Genomic DNA, 25,906 nt, shown 5'->3' with positions numbered 1-25,906 from the left:
GTGGCTTACCGTGAAGGATGAGCTGTATCCGTCTATGTTTTGGGATAGTGAAGAGACCCGCTATTGCCGTGTGCAGGTGCAGAAGCCGTGGAGCAGGGAGGAATTTTGGTCGTACTACTTCACACGACGCATCTCCATCTATGTGAGTTTATTGCTGACCCGAAAAACACAAATATCCCCCAACGCGATTACGATTGGGGGGATTGTCGCCGGACTCCTTAGCGCTGGAGCATTTATGTACGGAACGGCGGCATCCTTTCTGCTCGGCTGCTTCTTCTGTCAGGTGTGCTACTTGGCGGATTGCGTCGACGGAGAAGTAGCCCGCATGCGCAACCAGAAGAGCAAGGGAGGAGAATGGCTGGACATCGGGCTCAACTATGCACTCTACCTGGCGTCATTCGGTGTGATATACGGCATCACGAATCATCACGCGATGTTGAGTCCGTGGCTGCTCTATTTGATTTTGCTCACGATTTTTGCAGAGATATTGGCGACCAATGGCTCCGATCTCGTCTTTAGTCAAGGGAAAATCTCTCACGAAACAGTCTCTATGAGAAAGCGCAGCAAATGGATCGATGCTTTTGTCTTCCTTTTTCTTACCCAAACGGGCTATCAGTTGGGCGTGCTGGTTACCGCATTTCTGTGGGCAATCAGCGGTCAGATGCTATTTTTGCTCCTATGGTCCTTCTACCACCTGTTTGTTGGGCTGGCCAGATCGATGTACAAGCTGAAGCTGAACATCAAATACGTCATGCCATCTCTGAAAGAAGGAGGGGAGTCAGATGAAGGCACTGCTCATGGCAGCAGGTCTCGGGTCACGAATCAACGAGCAAATTGACGGAATTCCCAAGTGCACAGTGGATATCGGAAGCCAAGCGCTCATTGAAAATACGATAGCGGAGCTAAGGCGCCACGGAATTGAAGACATCGCGATGGTGGTGGGCTATCAAGCTAACGTGATTACCGAGTTGCTCAGAGATGAACCTATTCGTTTTTATCACAATCCTTTTTATGATCGGACGAATAGTATGGTGTCCCTCTGGTTCGCCCGCGAGTTTTTGCAAGGAAGCGACTGCTTGTTGTTGAACGCCGACGTTTATTTTGAATCGAAGGTACTGGAAGTCGTGTTGCAAGAGACCGCGTGTCCCGTCATGTATGCTGATCCAGCCCGTCGCTATGAGGGAGATTATAAATTTGGTTATGAAAACGGACTGCTGCTTCGTCATGGGAAGGGACTCTCGCTGGAAGAGACAACTGGTGAATACGTTGGAATTGCCAAACTACACGAGAGCTTTCTGCCGATATTTTTGCGTCGATTACAAAGGTTGATTCAGGAGAAGCAGTATGATCTGTGGTGGGAAAATGTCCTCTATTCTTTTTTGGGCGAAAGGAATGTATATGTCGCACAAATACCACCGGGATTGTTTTGGGCAGAGGTTGATACGTGGGAGGATTATCAGCGAATCCTGCAATTCACCAACCATCTGGCGCACAGGTAAATGATGTTCAAGGAGAAGCTCTCACCGGACAAGGTTCTACTTTTGCTATATGTGGTGCTCAAGCCCTTCTACTTCTTCCCAAGTGGCAATCCGCAAATCGCCGATTTTATTATGCTCATCTTGATCGGCTACAGCTTCTTGTTTCGCCTGGGTCGGATTAACCGCAGACTCGGACTTTTTCTCTTCCTTACCCTTCTGTTTTTGTACGACATTATGATGGTGAATGGCATATGGACGATTGCACTCGGCGGGGAAATGGATGTATTCAGCTCGACCAAGTGGTATATGTACAACGGCGCCGTGATGCTTGCCCTGGTTATTTTGTTCAGGCGCAACCCTCAAGAGTACGTCAAATGGGTCTTCCTGGCTACGTCCACTTCCTTGCTCATTCAGGCATTCATTCTCGTGTCAGGACTGTCACCGGATAGTGACGAGTTCAGGCAATCCTTGTTCTTCAACAATCCGAACCAGCTCGGCTATTTTGGGCTTTTGTGCATGGGGATATGCCTGCTGTGTGCTCGCTTCGTACCTGTGAAGACCCTACCTCTCTTTATTGCGATCGGCACGGCGTTTAGTATCATTGCAGCATCCTTGTCGAAAGCAGCGATCATTAGTGCTGTAGGGATGTACCTCGTTTTTTTGCTCCTCTCCATCAAAGAACGAACGGGCTTGTTTTGGATGAATCTGCTTTGTGTGCTCGTCTCGTCCTTCACTGTCTTCTTCATCTATTTGTACACCAACGAAAACGTACTGAGCGATGCATCTATTTACACACAAATCGAAGAGCGAATGGTATCACTCGGGGAAGATTCGGATGACAATTTGGCGGCGCGGGGCTATGACCGGATTGCCAACCATCCGGAGTACATTTTGTTCGGAGCAGGGGAAGGGATGTACGATCGATTTAACAGCAGCATTTCATTGGAACTCCATTCTACCTTAGCCAATCTGTTCTTCTCCTACGGTGTCATGGGCACGGTGTTGTTCATTCTCATGATTTATGGGGCGGTCCGTGGGCATCGATTGGTTGCTTGGTATCCACTTGTCTTCCAAATTTTGTACGGACTCACTCATAACGGAATTCGCGAAACGTTTTTCTGGATCATGCTTGCGCTGTATTTCGTGACAGCCGAAATCAATACGCGTCAGATCAAAAATGGCGGTGATCTGCTTGAAAAAAATCTTGCAAGTATGCGCAATTGACCGCTCTGTAGAAAGCTTGCTGTTTCCTCTGATTGAAAAGCTGATGGGTGAAGGCTACGAGGTGCATACCGCGTGTTCGGATACGGGGCGCTTTGATGTGTTAACAGCAAAGGGATTGACGCTCAAAAGTATCCCCATTAAGCGAAAGATCGACCCGATTTCCAATTTGGTGACAATTGGGGCATTGTATCGACTAATGAAAAGGGAGAAGTATGATGTCGTGCATGTCCATACGCCGATTGCCGCTGTTCTCGGGCGCGTGGCGGCAAGGCTGGCAGGAGTGCCACATGTCATTTACACAGCACATGGCTACTTCTTTCATGAGGGCATGAGCAAAAGTACGTATCAGATATACTACACGCTGGAAAAATGGTTTGCCCGGCATATGACTGACTATCTTTTACTTCAGAGTCGAGAGGATTACGAGTTGAGCGTGAAGGATAGCTTCTCCTCCCAGACGGAGCGGATTCTGCACATTGGCAACGGCGTTGATCTCACAGAACGCTTTCACCCGCGACACGTAACGAGAGAAAAGGTCAAGTCTATCAAGGCCTCTCTGGGGCTGCGGGATGAGCATGTGGTGATCACCTATGTAGGACGTATGGTCTCGGAGAAAGGGATTTTTGAGCTGTTGGAAGCCTTTCGCAAGCTGGCGGGCGAATTTCCGCGCCTGCGCCTCTTGTTGGTGGGGGACGTGTCTTCCAGTGAACGCGATCAGCGAGGTCAAGACTTCGTAGGGCTTTGCCGCCAGCATCCGCAAATCATTTTGGCTGGATTCCGCACAGACATCCCGGAGCTGATGGCCGCCAGCGATATATTTGTTCTTCCCTCTCATCGCGAAGGACTGCCTCGATCCATCATTGAGGCGATGGCGATGGCAAAACCAATCGTCGCCACGAATATCCGTGGATGTCGGGAAGAAGTCAGGGATGGTGTCAACGGATTTTTAGTAGAACCGAAACAAGTGTGTCCCTTGTATGCAGCCTTAAAAAAGCTCGTAGTTGATTCCAGACTCAGAGAAGCATTCGGGCAGAATAGCCGCAGCATCGCGCTTGAGCACTTCGATGAGCGAACAGTTCTTGCGAAGCAGGTGGCCTTGTTTGCCCAACTGACTGGTCAGCTACGAGAAGAAAGAGGGCAGGAGAAAGGAGGCAGCGGAGAAGATTGGACAAGACGGGAGCATTCGTCATTTCCCTAGACTTTGAACTTTACTGGGGCGTCCGAGACAAGAGAACCATTCAGTCATATGAGCAAAATTTGTTAGGTGTTCGTCAAGTGATCCCCGCACTTTTGGAGCTGTTTGCCAAGTATGAAATGCACGTCACCTGGGCTACTGTCGGTTTTTTGTTTTGCGAGTCGCGCAAGGAGCTAGCAGGCGTCATCCCACGGCATCTCCCGGTGTATTCCGATGATAAGCTGTCACCCTATCCCTATTTGGACACAGATGCGATCGGTGAGCATGAGCAGGTCGATCCGTATCACTTTGCTCCTTCCTTGATCAAGCTGATTTCCTCTTACCCGCATCAATTCATCGGAAGCCACACTCTTTCCCACTATTATTGTCTAGAGCCGGGTCAGACTCCCGCTGCTTTTGCTGCTGACCTTGACTCTTTTCAGAGAGTCACTCGCAAAAAAGGGTACTCATCTTCCAGCATCGTTTTTCCGCGGAATCAGGTACAGCCTGCCTATTTATCTTTGTGCAAGAAAAAGGGGTTCCGTTCTTATCGCGGCAACGAGCAGTCTTGGATGTATCACACAAGAGGGGCTGCCGAAGAGACATTGTTCAAACGAGCCATGCGACTGATGGATGCGTATGTAAATCTCTCCGGTCATAACAACTATGAATCATTGCGGCGTAGTCCAGAGGGAATGGTCGATGTTCCATCCAGCCGGTTTTTGCGTCCTTATTCTCCTCGCCTACAGAGGTTGGAAAAATGGCGCATGAAGAGAATCAAATGCGACCTGACTCATACGGCGGAGCACAAGCGCTTGTATCATCTGTGGTGGCATCCGGAGAACTTTGGGAGTCACATCGAAGAGAATTTGTCCTTTTTGGAGGAAATCCTCCAGCATTACGCCATGTTGCGCGAGAGGTACGGCATGCAGAGCCTCAGCATGGAGGAAGCGGCAGCAAAGTGGAATCAACAGGAGGTGCGGCATGAAGTCCTTGTTTGATCGTTGCGTTTCCTTCCTGATGCTCGTCATTCTGTCCCCCTTGATTTTGCTAGTGAGTCTGCTCATCCGCTGGAAGCTGGGCTCTCCGGTTTTGTTTGTACAAGAGCGACCAGGTTTGCACGGAAAACCATTTTTCATCTATAAATTTCGCACGATGACCAATGAACGCGATGAGAGTGGAGAGCTTCTCTCTGACGAGCAGCGACTGGGATCATTCGGAACGCTTCTGCGCAAGTATAGCTTGGATGAACTGCCGCAAATATGGAATGTGCTTCGTGGTGAAATGAGCCTCGTAGGACCGAGACCGCTACTGATGGAGTACCTGTCCCTGTACACGCCGCGGCAGTTGAAGCGACACGACGTAAAGCCGGGGATTACAGGCTGGGCGCAGGTCAATGGGAGAAATGCGATTGACTGGGAGCAAAAGTTCGAGCTGGACGTCTGGTATGTAGAAAATGGCAGCTTTTTTCTGGATATGCGGATCATCGGTCTGACGATCAAACGCGTTTTTCAATCGACAGGCATAAATCAGCAGGGCAGCGTCACGGTAGAAGACTTCAGAGGGAGTGAAAACACAGAGCGCGCTGGGAGGGAAGCATGTGAGCCTGATCGTACTTTCGGAACTGGATGATTGGACCGAATATTTGCAACGGTTTTTAAAATTAGATGTGTCCTACACGAAAGAATACGTACAGCTGTACGCCGAAATGGAGCAGGGCACGCCAGAAGCTGTTTTTTTCAAGAGTGGGGAGAACGAGGTTTTCTACCCGTATTTGGTCAGACGTCTGGATGAGTGGATTCCTGGCTATGCCGATTTGGTTTCGATTGGATACGGAGGGCCATTCGTCGTGGGGGGACAGACGGCTGCTCGATTGTTCCAGGAGCAATTTCATGTCTACTGTCGGTACAAAAACTACCTGACGGAAACGGTTCGCTTTCATCCGTTGCTGGGGAATGCGGAGCTGTTCGTGGGTCAAATGCGACTGGATCTGGTGAGAATGGTAACGGCAGTCGATTTGCGCCCCACACTTGCATACATTCGTGCCCACTATACGCAAAACGTGGGACGAAATATGAGGAAGGCCGCAGCAAACGACGTCCGGGTTACATTGGGCGGAACTGATTGGCTTCCTTCTTTTATCCAGTTGCATCGGGAGACGATGGACCGCAACCAAGCCGCGGCGATCTACTACTATGCTCCAGAATTTTTTTTAGGACTCATGAAAAAAACAGCACTGTGCAATCCGCGGCTTCTGCTTGCTATGCATGAGGATCGGCCGGTGGCGGGAGTGCTTTTGCACAGTGGAAATCAATTTGCCCATTATCAGCTAGGGGCATCACATACGGAAGACATGGCGCTTGGCGTCAACCACCTCCTCTTCGACGCCATGATCCAGCAGGCAAAGCTGGATGGAGCGGAGCTGCTTCTCCTTGGAGGAGGGAATTTGGATGGAGATGGTTTGTTCCGTTTCAAGTCCTCGTTTGCAAATGGCAATCATTTTGCTTACTGGATGGGCAAGAAAGTTCACGATGAGGAAGTGTATTTGGCTTTGTGCCAAAAACTACAGGTCGATCAGGCTGGCGAGCAAGATTTTTTTCCTGCCTATCGCAATGGGGGGACGTCGAAATGAGTGTGCAGCAGCGGATCTTTTTATCACCGCCACATATGGGGGAGGACGAGCGGGACTTGGTGGCAGACGCCTTTGCCTCCAATTGGATCGCGCCGTTGGGGGAACACGTCGATGCTTTTGAGAGAGAGATTGCCCAGTATGTGGGCGTAAAAGCTGCACTGGCTGTTTCCTCTGGTACGTCTGCTATCCATCTCGGGCTTAGGCTAGCAGGCGTTGCTCCGGGTGATACGGTGTTCTGCTCCAGTCTCACCTTCGTTGCCAGTGCCAATCCGATTCTGTACCAGGGAGCAACTCCGGTATTCATTGATTCCGAGGAAGAGTCTTGGAATATGTCACCGCTGGCATTAGAGAGAGCCCTGCGGGAAGCGGCAGCAGCGGACAAGTTGCCCAAGGCGGTGGTCATCGTTAATTTATATGGGCAGAGCGCGGAAATGGGGCAGCTGATTGCGCTTTGTGAGCAGTATGGAGTGTGCGTGGTGGAAGATGCCGCAGAATCGTTAGGGGCTGTATACAAAGGGAGAATGAGCGGTGCCTTTGGTCATGTTGGGACCTTTTCATTTAATGGCAATAAAATTATGACGACTTCAGGTGGTGGAATGCTCGTCTCCGATGACGTTGAGGCGATCGAAAAGGCGCGCTTCTGGTCGACGCAGGCGAAGGAGCCAGCCAGGCATTACCAGCATGAAGAGATGGGCTACAACTATCGGTTGAGCAACGTATTGGCGGCAATTGGCCGGGGGCAGCTGCACGTTTTGGAGGAGCGAATCGAGGCAAGGCGAGGGATTTACAAACGTTATGAACAAGCTCTCGGACAATTGCCTGGTATTTCGTTTATGCCAGAGCCGGCGACAGGGCGATCCACACGATGGCTGACGGTGATGACACTGAATCCAGCGGACACACCCCTCTCTGCTACACAACTGATCGATGCACTGGGCAAAGCAAATATTGAAGCCCGTCCCGTGTGGAAGCCGATGCATCTGCAACCGTTGTTCGCGCAGTGCCAATACTATCCGCATCAACCTGATGAGAGTGTATCAGATCGGCTATTTGCCCGAGGTGTTTGCTTGCCGTCCGGTTCCAGCTTGACCGCTGAACAGCAGGAGCGAGTCATCGGTGTTATCACGAACTGCCTCCTGAACCAGGAGCAAGGGGTGCGCCATGTATAGTCATGAGCAGATAGAAAAATGGCGTAGTCTGTGCTCGTCTTCTTTTTACGTACTGGACATAGTGAAGCTCTCCGAGAACTATCGTCGTTTCCAACGGGCTTTTACTCGACGCTATGAGCATGTGGTCGTCGCGTATTCGTATAAGACCAATTACTTGCCGTTTTTATGCCAAAAGCTGCATCAGTTAGGGGCGCATGCAGAAGTCGTTTCTCGACTGGAGTACGAATTGGCACTGAAGCTCGGCGTCGATCCTGCATCCATCATTTTTAACGGCCCGCTCAAAACGGAAGAGGACATTCACCTTGCCCTGGAGCAGGGGAGCCTGATCAATCTGGATTCCTTTTCGGAAATTCCGTGGGTGGTGGCCTACGCCAAGCGGTATCCCGAGAAGACGTTTCGGATTGGGCTACGGATTAATGTGGATTTGTCCAGGGGTGGAGTCAGTCCTCTGCAAAATGGGTACGAGGTCAGTCGATTTGGCTTTTGCGTCGAAAACGGCAATTTGGAAAAAGCCCTGAGCCATTTGGCTGTCGCCCCGAATGTGCATGTAGTCGGGTTACATGGACACTTTTCCACCAATCGCAGTGTCGGTGTGTATCGCCAAATTGCGCGCCATCTATGCCGTGTGGGGAAGCAGCTTCTGGGCGAGCGGCTTGCTTTTCTCGATATGGGAGGCGGATTCTATGGCGAGCTCCCGACCTCGTTTGGGATGACGACTGCACCAACCTTTGAGGAGTACGCCGAAGCGATTACGTCAGTTATGAAGGAGGAGCTGGCAGAGCTGGATCATGCGCCGTTGCTAATTCTGGAGCCAGGTATTTCACTCGTGGCAGATGCCCTTGATTTCGTGTGCCAAGTCATCGATGTAAAAGAAAACAGAGGAGAGCGGTTTGTTCTCGTGGATGGAAGCATTCACAATGTCAAGCCGACGATGCACGCGCACCTCTTGCCAGCCCGACTTGTGTGCAACCGCAAGTCAGTTCCCGAAGCGAGCTATCATGTTGTCGGGTATACGTGCATGGAAAAAGATTATTTGCTTCAAGGCTACACGGGGCCTCTGCCTGATATCGGGGATTATTTTGTCTTCGGACACGTAGGGGCGTATACGCTTGTCTTTAATCCACCTTTTATTCGGGAGAGGCCGCCGGTTCTCGCCATCGATGGAAAAGAAGCGATCATTGTCAGAGGAAAAGAGACTCTCCAACAATTCATTCCCGAATCGGTTTATCGTTTTCACGTTGACAAGCAGGGGGTCGTGAACTGAATGAACGTACTTGTGACCAGTGTAGGCAGGCGAGTCAAGCTGCTCCACTATTTTGTACGAGAATGGGGTGACACTGGCAAAATCATCGCAGTCGATTGTGATCCGACGGCCCCCGCCCTGTACGCTGCTCATTATCATGAGCAGGTGCCGCGTATTGATGATCCTGGTTATCTCGATGCCCTGCTACAAATTTGCCAACGGTACGAGATCAAGGCAATCCTCTCCTTAATTGACCCTGAGCTGACACTGTTGGCTGCGCATGCAGATCGGTTCTACATGCAGGGCATCGAGGTAATCGTGTCCAGCCGGGATGTAATCGAGATGTGCTTGGATAAAAGGGCAACGTATGAGTTTTTGTCCGCGCATCAGATTCCCGCCATTCCCACCTTTACCAAAATGGACGAGGTACAAGCAGCGCTTTTTGCAGGGCAGATTATGTATCCATTGATCGTCAAGCCGCGGTATGGAAGTGCCAGTTTGGGCATCACACGTGTGGAGAATGATCAAGAATGGTCCGCGCTCATGGAAAAAACGGAGGATGTCGTCATTCAACCGTTCTTACAGGCAGAGGAGTACGGAGTGGATGGCTATGTGGATCTGATCTCGGGAGAGCTGGTGACACTTTTCACCCGCAAAAAGCTGCGAATGCGGGCGGGGGAGACGGATCGCTCCCTCGCGGTAAAAGATCCGCGTTTGCTATCACTAGCGAAGGAACTCATTCGTGTCCTAGAGCCGCGTGGGCCAATTGACATCGATTGTTTTTTGGTGGGAGATCAGTACGTTGTGTCGGAGATCAATCCCCGTTTTGGCGGCGGATATCCGCATGCGCACGAAAGCGGAGTGAACAGCGTGCGTGCGCTTCTTCAAAACATAAAGGGTCTGGTGAATGTGCCAAAAGTGGGGGAGTACAAGGAAGGAAGCATCATGATGAAATACGATGAGGTCATGCTGCTGGAATGAACGCAACCATCGGCATTCATGAGCGGAGCATGGGCAGGAAGCAAAACGGAGTTCCTGCCCTCTCCCTGCTTTCCGGCACCAACACTTTATAATACCAGTAACAGTATATTTCTCTACTGTGCTACAATCATAGTTGGGCGAGTCGCTCATTCGATTGAAGGTCAGGAGTGTTACTTGTTATGGTTATGATCCAGTTCGTTCGTAATCGGTAATGTGAGGTACAGATCAACGTAATCCCGCATTTTTTTGAAAATGCTTGGGGTTTGTTTGACTGTGCCTTTTTTCATTCACCGAAATACGAATGAATGGGGTGCTTTTTTTGATGTCTACAGCTATCTCTCAGCATGTGGAGATTTTTCGTTGTCCAATTTGCCAGGCAGCTATGCGCAACGTACCTGCAACCAGCTTGGTATGCAACAATCATCATTGCTTTGATTTATCCAAGCACGGCTATGTTCACTTGGCTACGCGAACCTACAAAACAAAGTATGACAAGCAAATGTTCGCAGCGAGAAGGACGATAATGGAACAAGGTTTTTTTGATCCATTGTATGACGTGTTAAGCGAAGTCATCCTGCATACGACAGAACCCGAGGAAAGCCAGATGTATGTACTGGATGCAGGATGTGGCGAAGGCTATCATCTGTCGCAGGTTCGGCAGAGAGTGATGCAAACGAGCGAAGTCCCCTTTATCGGAGTGGGTGTCGATCTCGCCAAAGAGGGAGTTATGCTCGCGGCGAAGAGCGATCCAGAATTAGTTTGGTGCGTTGGCGATTTGACGAAGGCGCCGTTTGCCGACAGACAGTTTCCTTACATTTTCAATCTGTTATCTCCATCCAATTCGGATGAGTTTCATAGACTCCTGGCTGATGATGGACGGATGATCAAAGTCATTCCCGAGGCCAACTATTTGCGAGAACTACGAGAAGTCTTGTATCAAGAGACACCAAAAACAAAATATGCGAATCATCGTACGATCGATCACTTCAAAGCCAGCTTCCAGCTAATCGGCAAAGAACGGATTCAGTATCAGTTCCGACTGGATGAAGGGAGTCTTTCTTCCCTGCTCCAGATGACTCCGTTGGCATGGGGGGCTACACCTGAGCAGTTGGAACGGGTGTCTGACTTGGCAGGAGCGGACATGACGATAGACTTGGTTGTGTTGATTGGCAGGAAATAACGTAGCGACTGTCCTGAACGGGAAAAATCCGTTCTGGACGGTCGTTTTCTTTTGTTTGACAGCGTTCCTTCTTTTATCGAAAATAAATGTGAATAGTCAGAAAGATTTTGGGGGGATAGTATGGGAGCGGATCAGGAAGATGCTTCCTTTTTGCGCGTAAAACCTTTTCTTGCGGATATCCAAAAGCATTGCTTGTCCCTCACGAAAAACGACTGGGATGCGCAGGATCTCCTGCAAGAAACATTGACGAAGGTGTATCGTTCCTTGCAGAAGGCTCCAGGCAGACAACTGACCAAGGCATTTTTGAGGCAAATTGCCACGAATGCTTGGATCGATCATTGCCGGAAAGGAAAGGCGAATGAGCATCTCGCCCTGTTTGATGAAGCGATCTATCTGCATCAACCCACTGTAACCGATGCGTTTGTGCAGAGAGAGGTGTTCGAGCAACTGGCTGATCGTCTAAATGCCAGACAGATGGTGCTGATTCTCATGATGGACATTTTTTTGTTTACGGCGCAGGAAACAGCCACATTGCTGCATACGACTGTAGGGGCAGTGAAGGAAGGTGTGAAGAGGGCACGCCAGCGCTTGTTCGTGTTGGCAGAGCAATACAGACAGGATGAAAGCCCATCCAGCAAAAAGAAAATCGACAAAGCTGAACGTCGTGATTCGTCTGGATTGGTATCAAAAGAAGGGTTCGAGCAATTTTTGGCTGCTTTTCGTGTGGGGGATGCCTATGCGATTTGTCAAACGTACCTGCGCCTCGCAGAGCAGGGCGTGAGCGTGGAAAAGGTTTCGGTAGCAGGCGATCGCCTTTTCTTTGCTGTTCGTGACCCGGATGGACATTTGCTGCATTTTTTTCAGAAATGGTAGAGGTACCCGTTTCTTTTTGTTCTTTTCTTTCGTTATGAGGGTGAACGTATATTGGAAATAAAGGAGCGAACACAAATGAGTATTCATGTACGTAACTTTGCGGTTGTACAGCTGCCAGTCAAAAACTTGGAGGTATCCATAAAGTGGTATCGGGAGGTGCTTGGCATTCCGTTTACTTTCGAATTTTCACCTGGAGACAACGAGGCTTGGTTGAACGTAGGCGGAGTAGGTCTCGGACTCATTCGTTGTCCGGAAGTTCCGCGTTTGGACTTTACCGATATGGCCGGACAAGCCCAACCGATCATCTCTTTGCAGGTAGACCAAATCCATGAGGTTTATGAGGAACTGAAAAGCAAAGGAATCGAAGTAGGTGAAATGACGTATAAGAGAGGCGGGGGCTATAGCTTTACGTTTCGTGATCCAGATGGGCACTTGAACCATCTATGGGGTGGATGGCCATCTGCTGAGGATGAAGAGCGAAACGCATAGAGTCATTCTGTTCGATAAAGCCACCTGAGAGAGTTAAGCAGGTAATTATTTCTAGATTCAGGGACGCGGTGGAGAGAAGAATATTTCCAGTCTACGCTCCGGGCTACGTCCTGCTAGGAAGTGGAGACTGTCCGCTCCGCAGCGATCCTGCGGTTCAATTCGGCCAGAAACGCAAGGGAATGTTCGTAACAATTTTTTCGGTCCTTCATTAGCGAAAAGGTGGTGCTTGCCATTATGCAGAACATATAGAATAACTACAGATATCTATAGATCAATGAAGCACGTAAAGAGGGAAACAGGTGATCACCAAATGAGAGCAAACCGGATGGAAGCGTTCAGCGATGGCGTACTGGCGATTATCATTACGATCATGGTGCTAGAATTCAAAGTACCGGAAGGCCAAGACTGGTATTCGTTAATCGAACTAGGCCCAAAAGTGCTTAGCTACATCTTTAGTTTCGTTTATGTCGGCATCTACTGGAACAACCATCATCATCTGTTGCACATGATTCGAACAATGAACGGGCGGCTGATGTGGCTCAACTTGATATTGCTTTTCTGGCTATCCTTTATTCCCTTCACGACCGCCTGGATGGGGGAAAGCCATTTTGCCCCCGCCCCGATGGCATTGTACGGGATCGTTCTTCTGCTTGCAGCGACTTCTTACAGGTTTCTCCAGCTCGCAATCATTAGCCAGCATTCCGGCGATTCCGCATTCGTAAAGTCAATGGGCAGAGACTGGAAGGTGAAAGTATCTCCTTTTCTCTACTTGCTCGCAATATTGACCGCGTATGTGGGTCCATGGGTTTCCGGTTTCTTTTACGTACTCGTTGCTGTGATCTGGGTCGTGCCAGAAAAGCGAATCGAGCACATCTTGAGAAGCGAATAATTGGGCCGAAGAAGCAAAGCCTCCAAACCGGAGGCTTTGTTTCAAGTAAATCCGAAATGAATTATTTTTCGAAAAAAATAGGTTTCTTTACAGCTTGATTAAACGAACGGAGAACGATCGTCGAATACAACGAACTCAAAAATGGCCATCCCGCAAAGGATGGCCTTAAAACTTATTATCAACCTTGCTTCACTTTATTCAGTAATCGCGTGCTGCGTCGAACCAGCGTTGAGCTGTCTCCTCCGTTATAGGCTGGCCGATTTGGTGGTCAGACTGGCTTAGTTGCCATACAGCTTCACCAAGGTCTTCTCGTTCAATGGTTTCGATACCTTTGAGGGTGTTGAAACGCACGGTGAAGGCGGTAATGGCTGCCTCCGCATCAGCAAGGCTGCGGGCTTGAGTCAAGGCCGCTTGTGCAACGTCATAAGCTTCATTAGCCAGCTTGGCCAGACGTTTCGGCCAGGACGAAAATGGGCGGCCAAACTCGGTCGTCCACCACTCAGGCTTCCGTAATTGGCTCACTGAAGCGTAGCCTGTCCACGGGCGGGTCTTAGCTCGCGCTTTCATTTGCTGTCTCAGTCGCTTGCCAGCAATCTCCTCCACGTTATAGGCGATAAATCTGTCAAGCAAAGGCCACACATGTAATGGCGGCAAGTCACCCAGATCAGGCATGAAGCGCAGCTCCAAATTCGTTAACTGGGACTGACGAGCTAGCAAGTCCAAATCGCAGAAATTCCCCCACAAACTCAGTGATGTAAGATTCTGAAATCGACTTAGGCACTCCAGTGAGATAGGCTGCGCCAGCGGTTCGTTTCGAAGCGTCAGGCTCGTGACCTGATGCAGCTCGCCCAGATCGGGTAGCAAGAAGGGATCCTTATTCTTGCGGCGGCTGGTGCCCGGCTTCAGTGTCAGAGAGTATGGCATGTCGCCATCGACAGAGAAACGCGATAGATCGCCAGCTACACTCAGACGGAAATATTCAGAGACCAGGTGCTTCGGGAGTTTTAGATGCAAACGGCTTTCAGACTTGTCCAGTTCGATAGACAAGTCGTGCAATTTGGAATGGCTGGCGTCCACGACTATGTCATTAGGCAGGATTGGAACCCATGACATTCCTTCAATGGGGCGTTCTTTGGCCCAGTCGAAGAAGCCTGTGTCGCTACCTGTGTAGTACAGAACTCGCGGCCAGGGCGATCCAGCTGGTGTGGCAAAAGAATCGAATACGCTCCAATTGATAGGTGTATAGGGATCGATGTGAAGGTCTGCTTTATTGCCCAATTGTGACGGTCCGATGGAGAGGCTCCCTACGCCGGGCTTGAGAACAAGCGTGTGGCTCTGTGGGCCAGTCAGGTCGATGGGATAACGACCATCTTCTCTAATAGAACCAATAGGAGAACGAGATTGCTTATGAATTGGCATTTCCTTCATCCTTCCTTCTTAACTCCTGACTTCTGTGCTATGTATCAATCCATCTCAGTACTTTGGAGATTAATAAAAATATAGCATATAAATCCAGACCGAACTTGTAGTTGCTGCGGTGGAGAGAAGAATATTTCCAGTCTACGCTCCGGGCTACGTCCTGCTAGGAAGTGGAGACTGTCCGCTCCGCAGCGCTTTGCGGGGAAACGCAAAAGTGGTAGCCGCTCCGTCGCAGGGGCATGTTGCATTTCTTTTGCCCGCAAATCCCCGCAAAGCTGGGATGGACTTCGAAAGTCGCTAGGACTAGAAATATTCTTCTCTGGCCTAGCTAATGGTTTGTACACATTCTTTCAAAGCCTATCTGAAAACCAACAGCTCGTAAGGAAACAGGAGAAATAAGCGAAGATCTTTCGGGCACCTACCGAGGCGCAATGGAAAAAGCGAAACACGCCTTTAAGCGTCCACCTCTGAAAAGCATCCCTGAACCTCTACTTTGGGTGCGGTTTCGCTTTTTCCATGGAGCCGTGCAGTCAATCCCCCAAGCTGGTGACCCAAGAAGCTGGAGCGTTTTCTCCTGTTTCCTCCCACCACAGCAGCTAGAATGACGAGTATCAAAACAAGACTTAAAGTATCAAAATGATACAATTTAATCTCATTTTGATACGGTTACCACCAAACTAATAAGCCACCCACGCCTCGTACGGTTGGCACGATCCTTGCTCTATCAAAAAGGATGAAACCACCCGAGGAGGAACCCATCGATGGATAAACGCCCACCAATCTACGTTGTGAAAAATAATAGAAAAAATAGCGAGAGTTCTCGCATTCCTACCTATTTGACCGAAAAAGAAACCCGTTTTGCCAAAGGCTTTCACCAATCTCTTGCAAACTACGAGCCGACTCCCCTCGTTACATTGCCTGTACTAGCACGTGAGCTGGGAGTAGATCAGGTACTTGTAAAAGATGAGTCCAAGCGATTTGGTCTCAATGCCTTCAAGGTTCTGGGAGCTTCTTATGCGATGGCTCGTTTCTTGTGCGAAAAGCTGGGGAAATCAACAGAAGAGATGACCTTTGAAGCATTATGTTCCCAAGAAATGAGAGACCGAATCGGAGAAGTCACCTTCGTCACTGCGACAGATGGCAATCACGGACGGGCAGTTGCATGGGCTGCTAAAGCGCTCGGACAGCATGCCGTTGTTTATTTGCCCAAAGGCTCCGCCCAGCAACGGGTAGATGCGATACGGGAGGCGGGTGCACATGCCCACGTCATCAATGGAAACTACGATGAAGCCGTGCGTCTCTCAGAACAAATGGCGAAGGAACGTGGTTGGCAAGTGATTCAAGATACAGCATGGGAAGGCTACACGACCATTCCCACGTGGATCATGCAAGGCTATACGACGATGGCAGCAGAGGCCATGGAACAACTCACAGCCCTCACTGACGCCAAACAGCCGACGCATTTGTTCTTGCAGGCAGGTGTCGGCTCTATGGCCGCCGCAGTCTTGGGACATTTCGTAGCAGCACAAGCAAATAAAGACCTAACGACGGTGATCGTCGAGCCGCATAGCGCCAATTGCATGGTCCTCTCAGCAGAAAAGAACGACGGTCAACCACATGCAGCTACCGGCGAGCTAGGAACCATTATGGCGGGTCTAGCATGTGGTGAGCCGAATCCGATGGCATGGGAGATCTTGCAGGGGCATGCAAACTTCTTCGTCAGCTGTGCCGATTACGTGGCGGCAAACGGCATGCGCCTACTTGCGGCACCGGCTGGAGACGACCCTTCCATTGTGAGTGGGGAAAGTGGAGCAGTCGGGGTAGGGCTTCTTGCTGCCTTGATGAGCAAGCCTATGTATCATCAACAGCGTGAGCAGCTCGGCTTGAATGAAAATTCCGTTGTTCTGTGCTTTAGTACGGAAGGGGATACGGATCGGGATATCTACAGACGTATCATCTGGGAAGGTGCATGCCGAGAAGAGGAGGAGATGACAAAATGAACGTGACGATCAATCGAGGCGAACTGATTTCATTGGTACAGAATTTGATTCGGATTGATTCGGTGAACCCGTACCTTGATGAGGATGGACCGGGCGAGAAAGCGATCGCCGCATTTATTCGAGAGCGTTTGGAGGCGGCAGGACTGGAGGTTCATGTCACGCCTATTAACGACACCGCGGTCAATGTCGTCGGGATCCTACGGGGAGCAGACGGAGGCAAATCCCTGATGCTAAACGGACATATGGATACGGTGAGCGCCAAGCGCATGGAGATTCCGCCGTTTGAGCCTACCCTTGTGGACAACAAAATTTACGGTAGAGGCAGTCAGGACATGAAGGGTAGTCTGGGGGCCATGATCGCCGCAGTAGAGGCGATCGCACAAGCAAAGGTTACTTTAGCAGGAGATGTCATTTTGACTTTTGTCGCTGACGAGGAGTATAAAAGCATCGGCACAGAGGAGCTGGTAAAGGCATACAAAGCAGATGCGGCGATATGCTGTGAGCCTTCCGATCTGGCGATTGGCGTCGTTCACAGAGGATTTGCCTGGGTCAAATGCGAGGTGCTGGGCAAGGCAGCTCACGGAAGTCGTCCAGCAGAAGGGATTGATGCAATCGTTCGTGCGGGCAGGGTCCTGCAAGAGCTGGAGCGTCTTTCAGACAGATTGGCTCAAGGCACGGCTCATCCGATACTCGGTGCGGCATCTGTCCATGCTTCACTCATTCAGGGTGGAACAGAGCTGTCCACCTACCCAGATTATTGCCGCATTGACTGGGAGAGAAGGACGTTGCCGGGCGAGACAGAGGCAGACGTGGTTAATGAAATAGAAGCGATCCTACAGAAGCTGCGCGCTGAAGATGAGACGTTCCAAGCAAGCGCCGAGCTGTCATTTTTGCGAGAGCCGTTTGAAGTCGGGCTGGATGAACCTGTTTATATCGCTCTTCAGGCAGCGTGTAAGAGCGTGATGGGAAAAACACCCGAAGTATGCGGATTCTCAGGGTGGACGGATGCGGCATTATTGCAGGAAGCGGGAATCCCTACTGTCTTATTCGGACCAGTGGGAGCCGGTCTGCATGCGGCAGTCGAATATGTAGAGGTAGATAGCTTGGTAGACATGAGTGCCATCTTGGTGGAGACAATTTGCGATTTTTGCCAGTAAAAAAATGCATAAGGGCTGGCTTCCTTTGTGATGCGCTATAATGTAGGCAATAGATTGACGGGAGGGGAAGCCCGATGCCCTTGCGAGATATTCAAGAAAGTGTGCAACAGATTGCTTCGGCTGTTGCATCCGTTCTGCGCGTAGAGGTAGAGATTGCGGACAGTCAGTTTTTGCGGATCGCAGGGACGGGGAAGAATGAGGCTGGCGTTTTGCGGACGATGGCAGGAGAGGACCATATATACCGGGAGTCGTTGCTCGCCGGGCATCCTGTTGTGATCATGCATCCAGGGCAAGATGAGCGGTGTCGTCCCTGTATGCATTATGGAAATTGCACGGAGACGGGAGAGATTTGCTGCCCGATACAATTAGACAATGAAAATATAGGTGTGATCGGCCTGCTCGCTTTCGATGAGGAGCAGCGCGAGCGGTTGTTTGCGGATGTGGATGCGATATTGACCTATTTGCAAAAAATGGCCGAGCTGATCGCCATTAAGCTAAAAGAGCATTACTTGTACGTCGAGCAGTTGCATACGGTAGAAAAGCTGCGTGTCGTCATGGATGAAATGGACAAAGCCATGTTTCTCGTCGATCAAGACAATCGGATCATTCAGGCGAACCAGCGTGCCCGTCAGTATTTGCAGCTCGATCACGACGACAGTCAAATGGCAGGATGGATAGACGCTATTCGCGATGCAGATGCCGCGCAGTCTGCGCCAAAGCAGGTCGTTTTGTCTATCGGGCAGGAAGAAAAGACATTTTTGTTTGCCATCAAGCCCATTCTCCTGGCAGGAACGGTCAAAGAATGGGTGATTACGCTAGATGATGTACAGGAAGTCGTGCAAATCGCAAGGCAGGTGAGTGGATACTCGGAGCCCGACGCTTTTCGGATGATCGGTGGAAACAGTCCTGCGATTGTACAGGCAAAGGAAGTGGCAAGACGTGTAGCAGCCAGTGATTCGACAGTCTTGCTCCAAGGTGAAAGTGGAACCGGAAAGGAGCTCTTTGCTAAAGCCATTCATCAGGCAAGCCCGCGCCGTGACGAGCCGTTTCTCTCGATTAATTGCGCCGCAATCCCTGAGCATTTGATGGAGAGCGAGCTGTTCGGTTACGAGGAAGGCTCATTCACAGGAGCGCGAAAGGGTGGAAAACCGGGGTTGTTTGAGGTCGCGGGAAAAGGCACACTGTTTCTCGATGAAATCGGGGATATGCCCATGCACTTACAGAGCAAGCTGCTGCGCGTGTTGCAAGAAAAGGAACTGTATCGAATTGGAGGTAACGGCAAGCCCATACGCTTAGCGGCAAGGATCATTGCAGCAACCCATCTGGATTTGCAGGAGCGGGTAGACGCGGGGTTGTTTCGCTTGGACCTGTACTATCGATTGCATGTGATTCCCATTCACTTGCCCTCGCTGCGAGAACGTAGAGAGGATATACTTCCTTTGGCGAACGATATCCTTTTGGCGCATGCGAATCGGGTGGGGAAGAAATTGCACGGCTTTTCCCAAGAGACGCAAAACGTCCTGTTTCATCACGACTGGAGAGGAAATGTCCGAGAGCTGGAAAATGTAATCGAGTACGCAGTCAATATGGAAGCAAACGCTTGGGTTCAGCCCTCGAGCTTGCCGATTCGAACGGGAATGCTGCGTGAATCTTCCTCGCATTCCCATAAAGAAAGTCAGGGGTCATTCGACTGGCAAAAGCAAGGGCTTACACTGAAAGAACTGGAACGAGCAGCAATCGATACTGCGATGCAACAAATCCGGGATAGAAACGGACGAAAAGAAGAAGCAGCTGCACTATTAGGCATAAGCCGGGCAACGCTGTTTCGGAAACTGCGCGAGTATGGTCTCACCTGATCTTTGCTTCTAGCTGATTTTTTGGGATTGAGCGGATAATGTGGTATGATGGTTTCGATGAATGAAAGAGAGAATGGTATAAGGAAGGAGTGCCAAAAGAAAATGAGAGAAGTATTAGGATGGATTCGATCGATAACCTTTGCTGTCGTTTTCGCTCTTGTCCTCGGAATCTTTGTATTTCAACCGTTCAAGGTTGATGGGCATTCCATGGACCCTACCTTACAAGACGAACAGCGCATATATGTGTCTAAACTATCACACACGTTTTCTTATTTGCCAGATTACGGCGAGATTGTCGTGATCGACAGTCGGGTAGAGCGAGACCGTACGTTGATGGACGATATCGTGGGGCATCCCTTGGTGTCGCTGGTCACAGGTCAAGGCGATGATCACACGATGTATGTCAAGCGAGTCATTGGAAGACCAGGCGACGTACTAGAGTTCAAAGACAACAAGGTGTATCGAAACGGTGAGGCATTGAACGAACCATATATCAAAGAAACGATGGAATATGTAGCAGACGGAAAGATCACGGTTCCAGCCGATCATGTTTTTGTCATGGGAGATAACCGGAATCACAGCACAGATTCCCGCGATATTGGTTTTATTCCGCTGGATCATGTGATGGGAACCATGATCGAAAATCCTCTCAAAAAGTAAGAACGTGAGTGAGAAAAGGTTGTCCAATTATGGGCAACCTTTGTTTCATAGAGAAAGATGTCCCACTCTTCTGATAGCTCTAAAAAGGAGGACGGCTTATGCCCAGCATTTTGATAGCGGATCGGGACCAGAACGAACGAATCGGAATCGGATGGCTCGTCACCAGCTATGCCATTCCGTATGACAAGGTGCATAGTGCCGGGACCATGGAAGACGTTTACGAAATGATGGAAGCGCATACACCGGAAGTGATCTGTATTGAACTGGACATGATTGGGCGCGGGCAGTGGGATCGGCTGAAGCTTCTGGTGGATCAGTATCGTCCGACTGTTGTGGTGACCACATCAGAGGCGACATTCGAGCGTGCGATGCAGGGGATTGGACTTTTTGCACGCGATCTATGGCTGAAGCCACAGACACCTGAATACATCAGGAGAATCCTGACGAGATGTTGCCAGGAGCGCTTGGATCGGAAGCGAATGAACGAAGAGAAGGGAATGGGAGCGGACAATGACAGGGATGTCTCGTATCTTGACCTGTTTTTCCCCGGGCATGCTCAAGCCAAGTCTTTTTCGCTCATGCTGGCTCAATTGGAGGATCCGAAGCGGCATCCGGAGCTGCTGCGCTTTTTTGAGGAATATCCGTTTCGCGACAAACCCAATCTATTGCCGCTAGGAGAGACCATTGTGGGGGTTTTTCCAATGGATGCTGCGGTTTCGCCTTCTACACTCCACCAAATGGGCAAGCGCTTGCTGATGGACTGGGAAGCAAACAGTGATGCGCCGCTCTTTTTGGTCATGTATGATGCAAGCAACTATGAGCAGAGCTTGAACGAAACGTATACGGAAGCGAGCCAAGCGCTGCAAGTCCGTTTTTTCAAAGGATATCGGCAAGTGACGGTCATTGATAATCGTGTGAATTGGATGATGATTGACCCATTTTTGACCCCTGCCGAACAGCGCACGTGGGTTGAAATGCTGGATGAAGGCAATCGGGAAGAGTTGAAGCAGTGGCTGTATACACACTTCTTTTACAAGGAAGAGCCTTATCCGGAGCCGGGACTGTTGCGTATTCGGCTGACGAGTATTTTGGCCCAAGTCAGGCGCTACATGAAATCGCGTGGTCTTGACTCCGCACCTTTGGAAGAGGAGTATCACCGGGTTTTCGAAACGATTCTTTACTCGCCGATCTTGTATCGGATCGTAGTGGAACTGCTGCTGTTCATCAATCAGCTTCTTGATGTCGCTCATCATTCCATCGACGAGTCCCGTGCAGATGTTGTGGAACAGGCGATTCGCTATATAGAAGGCCGCTACACCGATCCGGCACTGCGCTTAGAGGAAGTCGCACGCTATATCGACCGCAGCCCTTCCTATTTCAGTACGCTGCTCGCGCAAAAGCAAGGAAGCTCTTTTCGCCAAATACTCACATCGTTGCGAGTAAAAGAAGCACGCCGATTGCTTCTCGAGACATCCTTGTCTGTCCATGAGGTGGCAGAGCGATGTGGATTCATCAACGCCAATTATTTCAGTAAAATTTTTAAGGAAAAGACAGGGACAACTCCACGTTTGTTACGAAATCAGAAAAAAAGATAGAAATCGAAAGAAAAGACAGATTTTTTTGTCAAACCATGAATGCGGTTGCATGTGAATCGAAAATAGAGGCACCAAATCGAAAGTGCGGTGCCTTTTTTGTCTTTCCTTGCTTTTTTACAATGGAGCTAAGAAATACATCCTTTTAGAAAAGCAGGTGGAAATGATGACGACGACACAATCCGTTGAGCAATTGATCCAAGCCTTTTCAGGTACCCAATTACATACAAAGGGATGGGTGCAGGAAGCGGCGCTGCGCATGCTTTTGAACAACCTCAATCCTGATGTAGCTGAGCGTACAGAGGATCTGGTCGTATACGGCGGAATTGGCAAGGCGGCACGGAACTGGGAATGCTTCGATGCGATTGTCAAAACATTGCAAACGTTAGAGAGTGATGAAACACTCCTCATCCAGTCTGGGAAGCCGGTTGCTGTATTCAAATCGCATACCGATGCACCGCGTGTGCTGCTGGCAAACTCGAATCTGGTGCCTGCTTGGGCGAATTGGGAGCATTTCCACGAGCTAGACAAAAAGGGTTTGATGATGTACGGACAAATGACAGCGGGAAGCTGGATTTATATTGGAAGCCAGGGCATCGTGCAAGGGACGTACGAGACGTTTGCAGAACTGGCACGCCAGCATTTTGAAGGCACACTGACCGGAACGATTACCTTGACAGCTGGCTTGGGCGGAATGGGTGGTGCGCAACCGTTGGCCGTATCGCTCAATGGTGGCGTCAGCATCAATATCGAGGTGGACCCGACCCGTATCCAACGCAGACTGGACACGAAATACCTGGATGTGATGACAGACAGTCTAGACGAAGCGATCCGTTTGGCGGAAGAAGCGAAACGCGACAAAAAAGGCATTTCCATCGGATTGTTAGGCAATGCACCGGAAGTGCTGAATGCCATGCTGGCTCGCGACTTTATCCCGGATGTGCTGACGGACCAGACCTCCTCGCATGATCCACTCAACGGCTACATTCCCATCGGCATGTCACTTGCGGAAGCAGCCGAACTGCGGACACGCGATCCGAAAGCGTACGAATCCCGTGCAAAAGCAAGCATCGCTGAACACGTTCGCGCCATGCTCGCCATGCAGGAAAAAGGAGCAGTTACTTTCGACTATGGCAATAACATCAGGCAGGTGGCAAAAAACGAGGGTGTAGAGGATGCATTCCGTTTCCCTGGCTTTGTGCCAGCCTACATCCGTCCGCAATTTTGTGAGGGCAAGGGGCCGTTCCGCTGGGTAGCGCTGTCCGGCGATCCTGAGGATATTTACAAGACAGACGAAGTCATTCTTCGCGAGTTCTCCTACAATACTCATCTGTGCAACTGGATTCGCATGGCGCAGGAGCGCATTCAGTTCCAGGGACTGCCTTCCCGCATTTGCTGGTTAGGCTATGGCGAGCGTGCGCGTTTTGGTCAAATCATCAATGAGATGGTAGCGCGCGGTGAGCTTTCGGCCCCTATCGTCATTGGGCGTGACCATCTGGACTCCGGTTCTGTCGCTTCGCCAAACCGTGAGACGGAAGCGATGAAGGATGGCAGCGATGCGGTTGCAGACTGGCCGATTCTCAATGCCATGATCAATGCAGTAGGCGGAGCGAGCTGGGTATCTGTGCACCACGGAGGAGGCGTTGGCATGGGCTACTCTCTCCACGCCGGAATGGTCATCGTGGCAGATGGTACTCCAGAAGCAGCACGTCGTCTGGAACGAGTTCTCACGACCGATCCAGGCATGGGCATCGTCCGACATGTCGATGCAGGGTACGACCTCGCAGTTCAAACAGCCAAGGAAAAAGGCGTCCACATTCCGATGATAAAGGAGTAAGAGCCATGACTAAACCTGTATGGATTCGCCACGCCAGTCAGCTTGCTACTCTGGCTGGCAGCTCCTCTTCCCCGGTAGTAGGAGCGCAAATGAATGAGCTGTCGATCATCGAGGACGGAAGCATCTGGCTGGAAGACGGCGTTATCCAGCGTGTGGGAACAGATGAGGAGCTGGCGCTTTACTATCGAGACCGTGCGCATGAGGCGCAAATCATCGATGCTTCGGGTAAGCTGGTCACACCAGGGCTGATCGATCCGCATACACATCTGGTGCACGCGGGCAGTCGGCAAAACGAGTTTAATATGCGGCTAAACGGTGCGACGTATATGGAGATTATGAACAATGGCGGGGGAATTCACTCGACAACCGCAGCGACGCGCGCAGCTACCCACGAAGAGCTGTTTGCTCAGAGTAAGCAGCGTCTTGACCAATTTCTGTTGCATGGGGTTACAACTGTTGAGGCGAAAAGCGGCTACGGCCTGACATTGGAAGATGAGCTGAAGCAGCTGGAGGTCGCCAAGCAGTTGCACGAGGAACATCCCATGGACATCGTCAGTACCTTCATGGGTGCACATGCGGTGCCGCGCGAATACAAGGAAAATCCGGATGCATTTGTAGATGTGGTCATCGAGGAAATGATCCCAGAGGTTGCTCGTCGCAAGCTGGCTGTTTTTAACGATGTGTTTTGCGAAAGAGGTGTGTTCACCCCTGAGCAGTCCCGACGCATTCTCGAAGCAGGGGTCCGTCATGGGTTGCTGCCGAAGATTCATGCCGATGAAATCGAACCGTATGAAGGGGCAGAGCTGGCAGCTTCTGTTGGCGCGGTATCAGCGGATCATTTGCTGCGTGCCTCTGACAAGGGGATTGAACAGATGGCAGAAGCGGGTGTCATCGCTGTGTTACTGCCCGGTACGGCATTTTTCCTGATGGCAGAGTCAGCAAATGGCAGGAAAATGATTGATCGTGGGGTGGCTGTCGCGATTTCGACGGATTGCAATCCGGGCTCGTCTCCAACCGTTTCGCTCCCACTCATCATGAATCTGGGTTGCCTGAAAATGGGGATGACGCCAGCAGAGGTGCTGACGGCAGCTACTATCAATGCTGCTCACGCAATCCGCTGCGCGCATGAAGTCGGCAGCCTTGAGGTAGGGAAAAAAGCAGATGTCACGATTTTTGACGTCCCTGATTTCATGACCTTGCAATATCGTTACGGAATCAACCACGTAAACACAGTAATCAAAAACGGAGCGATTGTCGTTGCTGGGGGCAGACTGGCGTAATATGACCCTCTCCGGACTTCCTGCTTCTGCCATGAGCAAGAAAAGTGGTATGATGGTGGCAGGTTTGAACAAGCAGAGGAAAGAGGGGTTATTCATGTCAGGATTCGGAATTTTCCGTGATGTGGTCACGTCAGAACAGCAACTGCGCGAAATGGTTGGAGAACCAAGTCGTCTCGTACAGAACAAGGCGATAACCCAGTTGGATGACCATAGCCGCAACTATATTGCCCAAGCGCCATTTCTCATCATTGCCACAGCAGACAAAGATGGCCATTGCGATGCTTCGCCACGCGGAGATGCGCCTGGTTTTGTGCATGTCATCGATGATCATCATCTCGTCATCCCTGAGCGCCCAGGAAACAAGCGGATGGATACTATCACGAACATTTTGGTCAACCCGCATATTGGGCTTATCTTTTTGATTCCTACGCTGGAAGAGACGTTCCGCGTGAACGGCAAGGCTTGCATTATTCGCGATGAAGAAATACTGGCGAAGATGGCGGTAAACGGGAAGGTGCCTACGCTTGGGATCGGTGTGAAGGTAGAGGAATGCTTCGTTCACTGTGCGAAGGCATTTATGCGCTCTGGTCTATGGAAGCCGGAGTCATGGCCGGCAGAGGGGACGACTCCTAATGTCGCACAAATGCTGGCGGACCATGTGAAGCTTCCGGGTGTGACGGCAAAAGAAGTGGCGGAGGGCTTGCAAGACAGCTATACGAAACGATTGTACTAATCATGTCGAAAGAGAAACGGCAGCCATCCATTCAGCGTGA

General features: G+C 50.4%; 23 protein-coding genes. 22 read left to right on the top strand and 1 reads right to left on the bottom strand.

The window, feature by feature from the left end:
- The first annotated feature begins 10 nt into the window (after nt 1-10).
- From HP398_RS22865 to HP398_RS22800, 14 genes are all read left to right on the top strand, one after another.
- Nucleotides 11-838 carry a CDP-alcohol phosphatidyltransferase family protein gene (locus HP398_RS22865; RefSeq protein WP_017250530.1) on the top strand — a complete coding sequence of 276 codons (828 nt, stop codon included), beginning with the start codon at nt 11-13 and terminating at the stop codon, nt 836-838.
- Nucleotides 783-1,499: a phosphocholine cytidylyltransferase family protein gene (locus tag HP398_RS22860; protein ID WP_173623716.1), complete on the top strand. Its 717-nt coding sequence runs from the start codon at nt 783-785 to the stop codon at nt 1,497-1,499. The genes HP398_RS22865 and HP398_RS22860 overlap by 56 nt, the downstream gene beginning before the upstream one ends.
- Nucleotides 1,500-2,702, top strand: a complete 1,203-nt coding sequence (locus HP398_RS22855) for an O-antigen ligase family protein (RefSeq protein WP_017250528.1) — start codon at nt 1,500-1,502, stop codon at nt 2,700-2,702.
- The gene (locus tag HP398_RS22850; protein ID WP_371736780.1) at nt 2,662-3,900 is read left to right on the top strand and encodes a glycosyltransferase family 4 protein; all 1,239 of its coding nucleotides are present in this window, start codon (nt 2,662-2,664) and stop codon (nt 3,898-3,900) included. Before HP398_RS22855 ends, HP398_RS22850 begins: the two co-directional genes overlap by 41 nt.
- On the top strand, nt 3,867-4,877 hold the full coding sequence (locus HP398_RS22845) for a polysaccharide deacetylase family protein (RefSeq protein ID WP_173623714.1): 1,011 nt from the start codon (nt 3,867-3,869) through the stop codon (nt 4,875-4,877). The genes HP398_RS22850 and HP398_RS22845 overlap by 34 nt, the downstream gene beginning before the upstream one ends.
- The gene (locus HP398_RS22840) at nt 4,861-5,508 is read left to right on the top strand and encodes a sugar transferase (RefSeq protein WP_069847703.1); all 648 of its coding nucleotides are present in this window, start codon (nt 4,861-4,863) and stop codon (nt 5,506-5,508) included. The genes HP398_RS22845 and HP398_RS22840 overlap by 17 nt, the downstream gene beginning before the upstream one ends.
- A complete protein-coding gene (locus tag HP398_RS22835; protein ID WP_173623713.1) occupies nt 5,477-6,508 on the top strand; it encodes a GNAT family N-acetyltransferase in 1,032 nt (343 codons plus the stop codon). Before HP398_RS22840 ends, HP398_RS22835 begins: the two co-directional genes overlap by 32 nt.
- On the top strand, nt 6,505-7,677 hold the full coding sequence (locus tag HP398_RS22830) for a DegT/DnrJ/EryC1/StrS family aminotransferase (RefSeq protein WP_217368833.1): 1,173 nt from the start codon (nt 6,505-6,507) through the stop codon (nt 7,675-7,677). The genes HP398_RS22835 and HP398_RS22830 overlap by 4 nt, the downstream gene beginning before the upstream one ends.
- Nucleotides 7,670-8,941 (top strand): type III PLP-dependent enzyme domain-containing protein, encoded by a 1,272-nt coding sequence (locus HP398_RS22825; protein ID WP_173623712.1) that lies wholly within the window; start codon nt 7,670-7,672, stop codon nt 8,939-8,941. The genes HP398_RS22830 and HP398_RS22825 overlap by 8 nt, the downstream gene beginning before the upstream one ends.
- Entirely contained in the window at nt 8,942-9,901 is a 960-nt protein-coding gene (locus HP398_RS22820) for an ATP-grasp domain-containing protein (protein ID WP_173623711.1), read from the top strand.
- Between the two features lie 322 nt (nt 9,902-10,223).
- Nucleotides 10,224-11,081, top strand: a complete 858-nt coding sequence (locus HP398_RS22815; protein ID WP_254476301.1) for a putative RNA methyltransferase — start codon at nt 10,224-10,226, stop codon at nt 11,079-11,081.
- Between the two features lie 120 nt (nt 11,082-11,201).
- Nucleotides 11,202-11,954, top strand: coding sequence for a sigma-70 family RNA polymerase sigma factor (locus tag HP398_RS22810; RefSeq protein WP_173623709.1), 753 nt, complete (start codon nt 11,202-11,204; stop codon nt 11,952-11,954).
- 75 nt (nt 11,955-12,029) lie between these two features.
- Nucleotides 12,030-12,443, top strand: a complete 414-nt coding sequence (locus HP398_RS22805) for a VOC family protein (protein WP_017250518.1) — start codon at nt 12,030-12,032, stop codon at nt 12,441-12,443.
- A gap of 310 nt (nt 12,444-12,753) precedes the next feature.
- A complete protein-coding gene (locus tag HP398_RS22800; protein WP_173623708.1) occupies nt 12,754-13,332 on the top strand; it encodes a TMEM175 family protein in 579 nt (192 codons plus the stop codon).
- Nucleotides 13,333-13,530: 198 nt separating this feature from the next.
- Here the strand turns inward: HP398_RS22800 and HP398_RS22795 are convergent, their stop codons facing one another.
- The gene (locus tag HP398_RS22795) at nt 13,531-14,751 is read right to left on the bottom strand and encodes a hypothetical protein (RefSeq protein ID WP_173623796.1); all 1,221 of its coding nucleotides are present in this window, start codon (nt 14,749-14,751) and stop codon (nt 13,531-13,533) included.
- 761 nt (nt 14,752-15,512) lie between these two features.
- Between HP398_RS22795 and dpaL the strand changes: the two genes are divergently transcribed.
- From dpaL to HP398_RS22755, 8 genes are all read left to right on the top strand, one after another.
- A complete protein-coding gene (gene dpaL / locus HP398_RS22790) occupies nt 15,513-16,751 on the top strand; it encodes a diaminopropionate ammonia-lyase (protein ID WP_173623707.1) in 1,239 nt (412 codons plus the stop codon).
- The gene (locus HP398_RS22785) at nt 16,748-17,908 is read left to right on the top strand and encodes an ArgE/DapE family deacylase (RefSeq protein WP_173623706.1); all 1,161 of its coding nucleotides are present in this window, start codon (nt 16,748-16,750) and stop codon (nt 17,906-17,908) included. Before dpaL ends, HP398_RS22785 begins: the two co-directional genes overlap by 4 nt.
- 74 nt (nt 17,909-17,982) lie before the next feature.
- Nucleotides 17,983-19,764, top strand: a complete 1,782-nt coding sequence (locus HP398_RS22780) for a sigma-54 interaction domain-containing protein (protein ID WP_173623705.1) — start codon at nt 17,983-17,985, stop codon at nt 19,762-19,764.
- Nucleotides 19,765-19,866: 102 nt separating this feature from the next.
- Nucleotides 19,867-20,424 carry a signal peptidase I gene (lepB, locus tag HP398_RS22775; protein ID WP_017250512.1) on the top strand — a complete coding sequence of 186 codons (558 nt, stop codon included), beginning with the start codon at nt 19,867-19,869 and terminating at the stop codon, nt 20,422-20,424.
- A gap of 98 nt (nt 20,425-20,522) precedes the next feature.
- Entirely contained in the window at nt 20,523-22,019 is a 1,497-nt protein-coding gene (locus HP398_RS22770) for a helix-turn-helix domain-containing protein (protein ID WP_173623704.1), read from the top strand.
- A gap of 163 nt (nt 22,020-22,182) precedes the next feature.
- Nucleotides 22,183-23,853, top strand: coding sequence for a urocanate hydratase (hutU, locus tag HP398_RS22765; RefSeq protein ID WP_017250510.1), 1,671 nt, complete (start codon nt 22,183-22,185; stop codon nt 23,851-23,853).
- A 5-nt stretch (nt 23,854-23,858) separates the two neighbouring features.
- Complete coding sequence (hutI, locus tag HP398_RS22760) at nt 23,859-25,133, top strand: imidazolonepropionase (protein WP_173623703.1); 1,275 nt, start codon at nt 23,859-23,861, stop codon at nt 25,131-25,133.
- Nucleotides 25,134-25,227: 94 nt separating this feature from the next.
- Nucleotides 25,228-25,866 (top strand): pyridoxamine 5'-phosphate oxidase family protein, encoded by a 639-nt coding sequence (locus HP398_RS22755; protein ID WP_026043241.1) that lies wholly within the window; start codon nt 25,228-25,230, stop codon nt 25,864-25,866.
- Nucleotides 25,867-25,906 lie beyond the last annotated feature (40 nt).

Source organism: Brevibacillus sp. HB1.4B (assembly GCF_013284285.1).
GTDB lineage: Bacteria > Bacillota > Bacilli > Brevibacillales > Brevibacillaceae > Brevibacillus > Brevibacillus porteri.
Note: the sequence above shows the minus strand (reverse complement) of the source record. Positions and strands in the feature narration are given on the sequence as shown.

What these genes read in the sequence shown, in the direction of transcription:
- HP398_RS22860 (WP_173623716.1), top strand. Translation starts at nt 783, where the DNA reads ATGAAGGCACTGCTCATGGCAGCAGGTCTCGGGTCACGAATCAACGAG.
- hutU (WP_017250510.1), top strand. Translation starts at nt 22,183, where the DNA reads ATGACGACGACACAATCCGTTGAGCAATTGATCCAAGCCTTTTCAGGT.
- HP398_RS22815 (WP_254476301.1), top strand. Translation starts at nt 10,224, where the DNA reads ATGTCTACAGCTATCTCTCAGCATGTGGAGATTTTTCGTTGTCCAATT.
- hutI (WP_173623703.1), top strand. Translation starts at nt 23,859, where the DNA reads ATGACTAAACCTGTATGGATTCGCCACGCCAGTCAGCTTGCTACTCTG.
- HP398_RS22770 (WP_173623704.1), top strand. Translation starts at nt 20,523, where the DNA reads ATGCCCAGCATTTTGATAGCGGATCGGGACCAGAACGAACGAATCGGA.
- HP398_RS22755 (WP_026043241.1), top strand. Translation starts at nt 25,228, where the DNA reads ATGTCAGGATTCGGAATTTTCCGTGATGTGGTCACGTCAGAACAGCAA.
- HP398_RS22805 (WP_017250518.1), top strand. Translation starts at nt 12,030, where the DNA reads ATGAGTATTCATGTACGTAACTTTGCGGTTGTACAGCTGCCAGTCAAA.
- HP398_RS22825 (WP_173623712.1), top strand. Translation starts at nt 7,670, where the DNA reads ATGTATAGTCATGAGCAGATAGAAAAATGGCGTAGTCTGTGCTCGTCT.
- HP398_RS22820 (WP_173623711.1), top strand. Translation starts at nt 8,942, where the DNA reads ATGAACGTACTTGTGACCAGTGTAGGCAGGCGAGTCAAGCTGCTCCAC.
- HP398_RS22780 (WP_173623705.1), top strand. Translation starts at nt 17,983, where the DNA reads ATGCCCTTGCGAGATATTCAAGAAAGTGTGCAACAGATTGCTTCGGCT.
- HP398_RS22785 (WP_173623706.1), top strand. Translation starts at nt 16,748, where the DNA reads ATGAACGTGACGATCAATCGAGGCGAACTGATTTCATTGGTACAGAAT.
- lepB (WP_017250512.1), top strand. Translation starts at nt 19,867, where the DNA reads ATGAGAGAAGTATTAGGATGGATTCGATCGATAACCTTTGCTGTCGTT.
- HP398_RS22800 (WP_173623708.1), top strand. Translation starts at nt 12,754, where the DNA reads ATGAGAGCAAACCGGATGGAAGCGTTCAGCGATGGCGTACTGGCGATT.
- HP398_RS22840 (WP_069847703.1), top strand. Translation starts at nt 4,861, where the DNA reads ATGAAGTCCTTGTTTGATCGTTGCGTTTCCTTCCTGATGCTCGTCATT.
- HP398_RS22795 (WP_173623796.1), bottom strand. Translation starts at nt 14,751, where the DNA reads ATGCCAATTCATAAGCAATCTCGTTCTCCTATTGGTTCTATTAGAGAA.
- dpaL (WP_173623707.1), top strand. Translation starts at nt 15,513, where the DNA reads ATGGATAAACGCCCACCAATCTACGTTGTGAAAAATAATAGAAAAAAT.
- HP398_RS22810 (WP_173623709.1), top strand. Translation starts at nt 11,202, where the DNA reads ATGGGAGCGGATCAGGAAGATGCTTCCTTTTTGCGCGTAAAACCTTTT.
- HP398_RS22855 (WP_017250528.1), top strand. Translation starts at nt 1,500, where the DNA reads ATGATGTTCAAGGAGAAGCTCTCACCGGACAAGGTTCTACTTTTGCTA.
- HP398_RS22830 (WP_217368833.1), top strand. Translation starts at nt 6,505, where the DNA reads ATGAGTGTGCAGCAGCGGATCTTTTTATCACCGCCACATATGGGGGAG.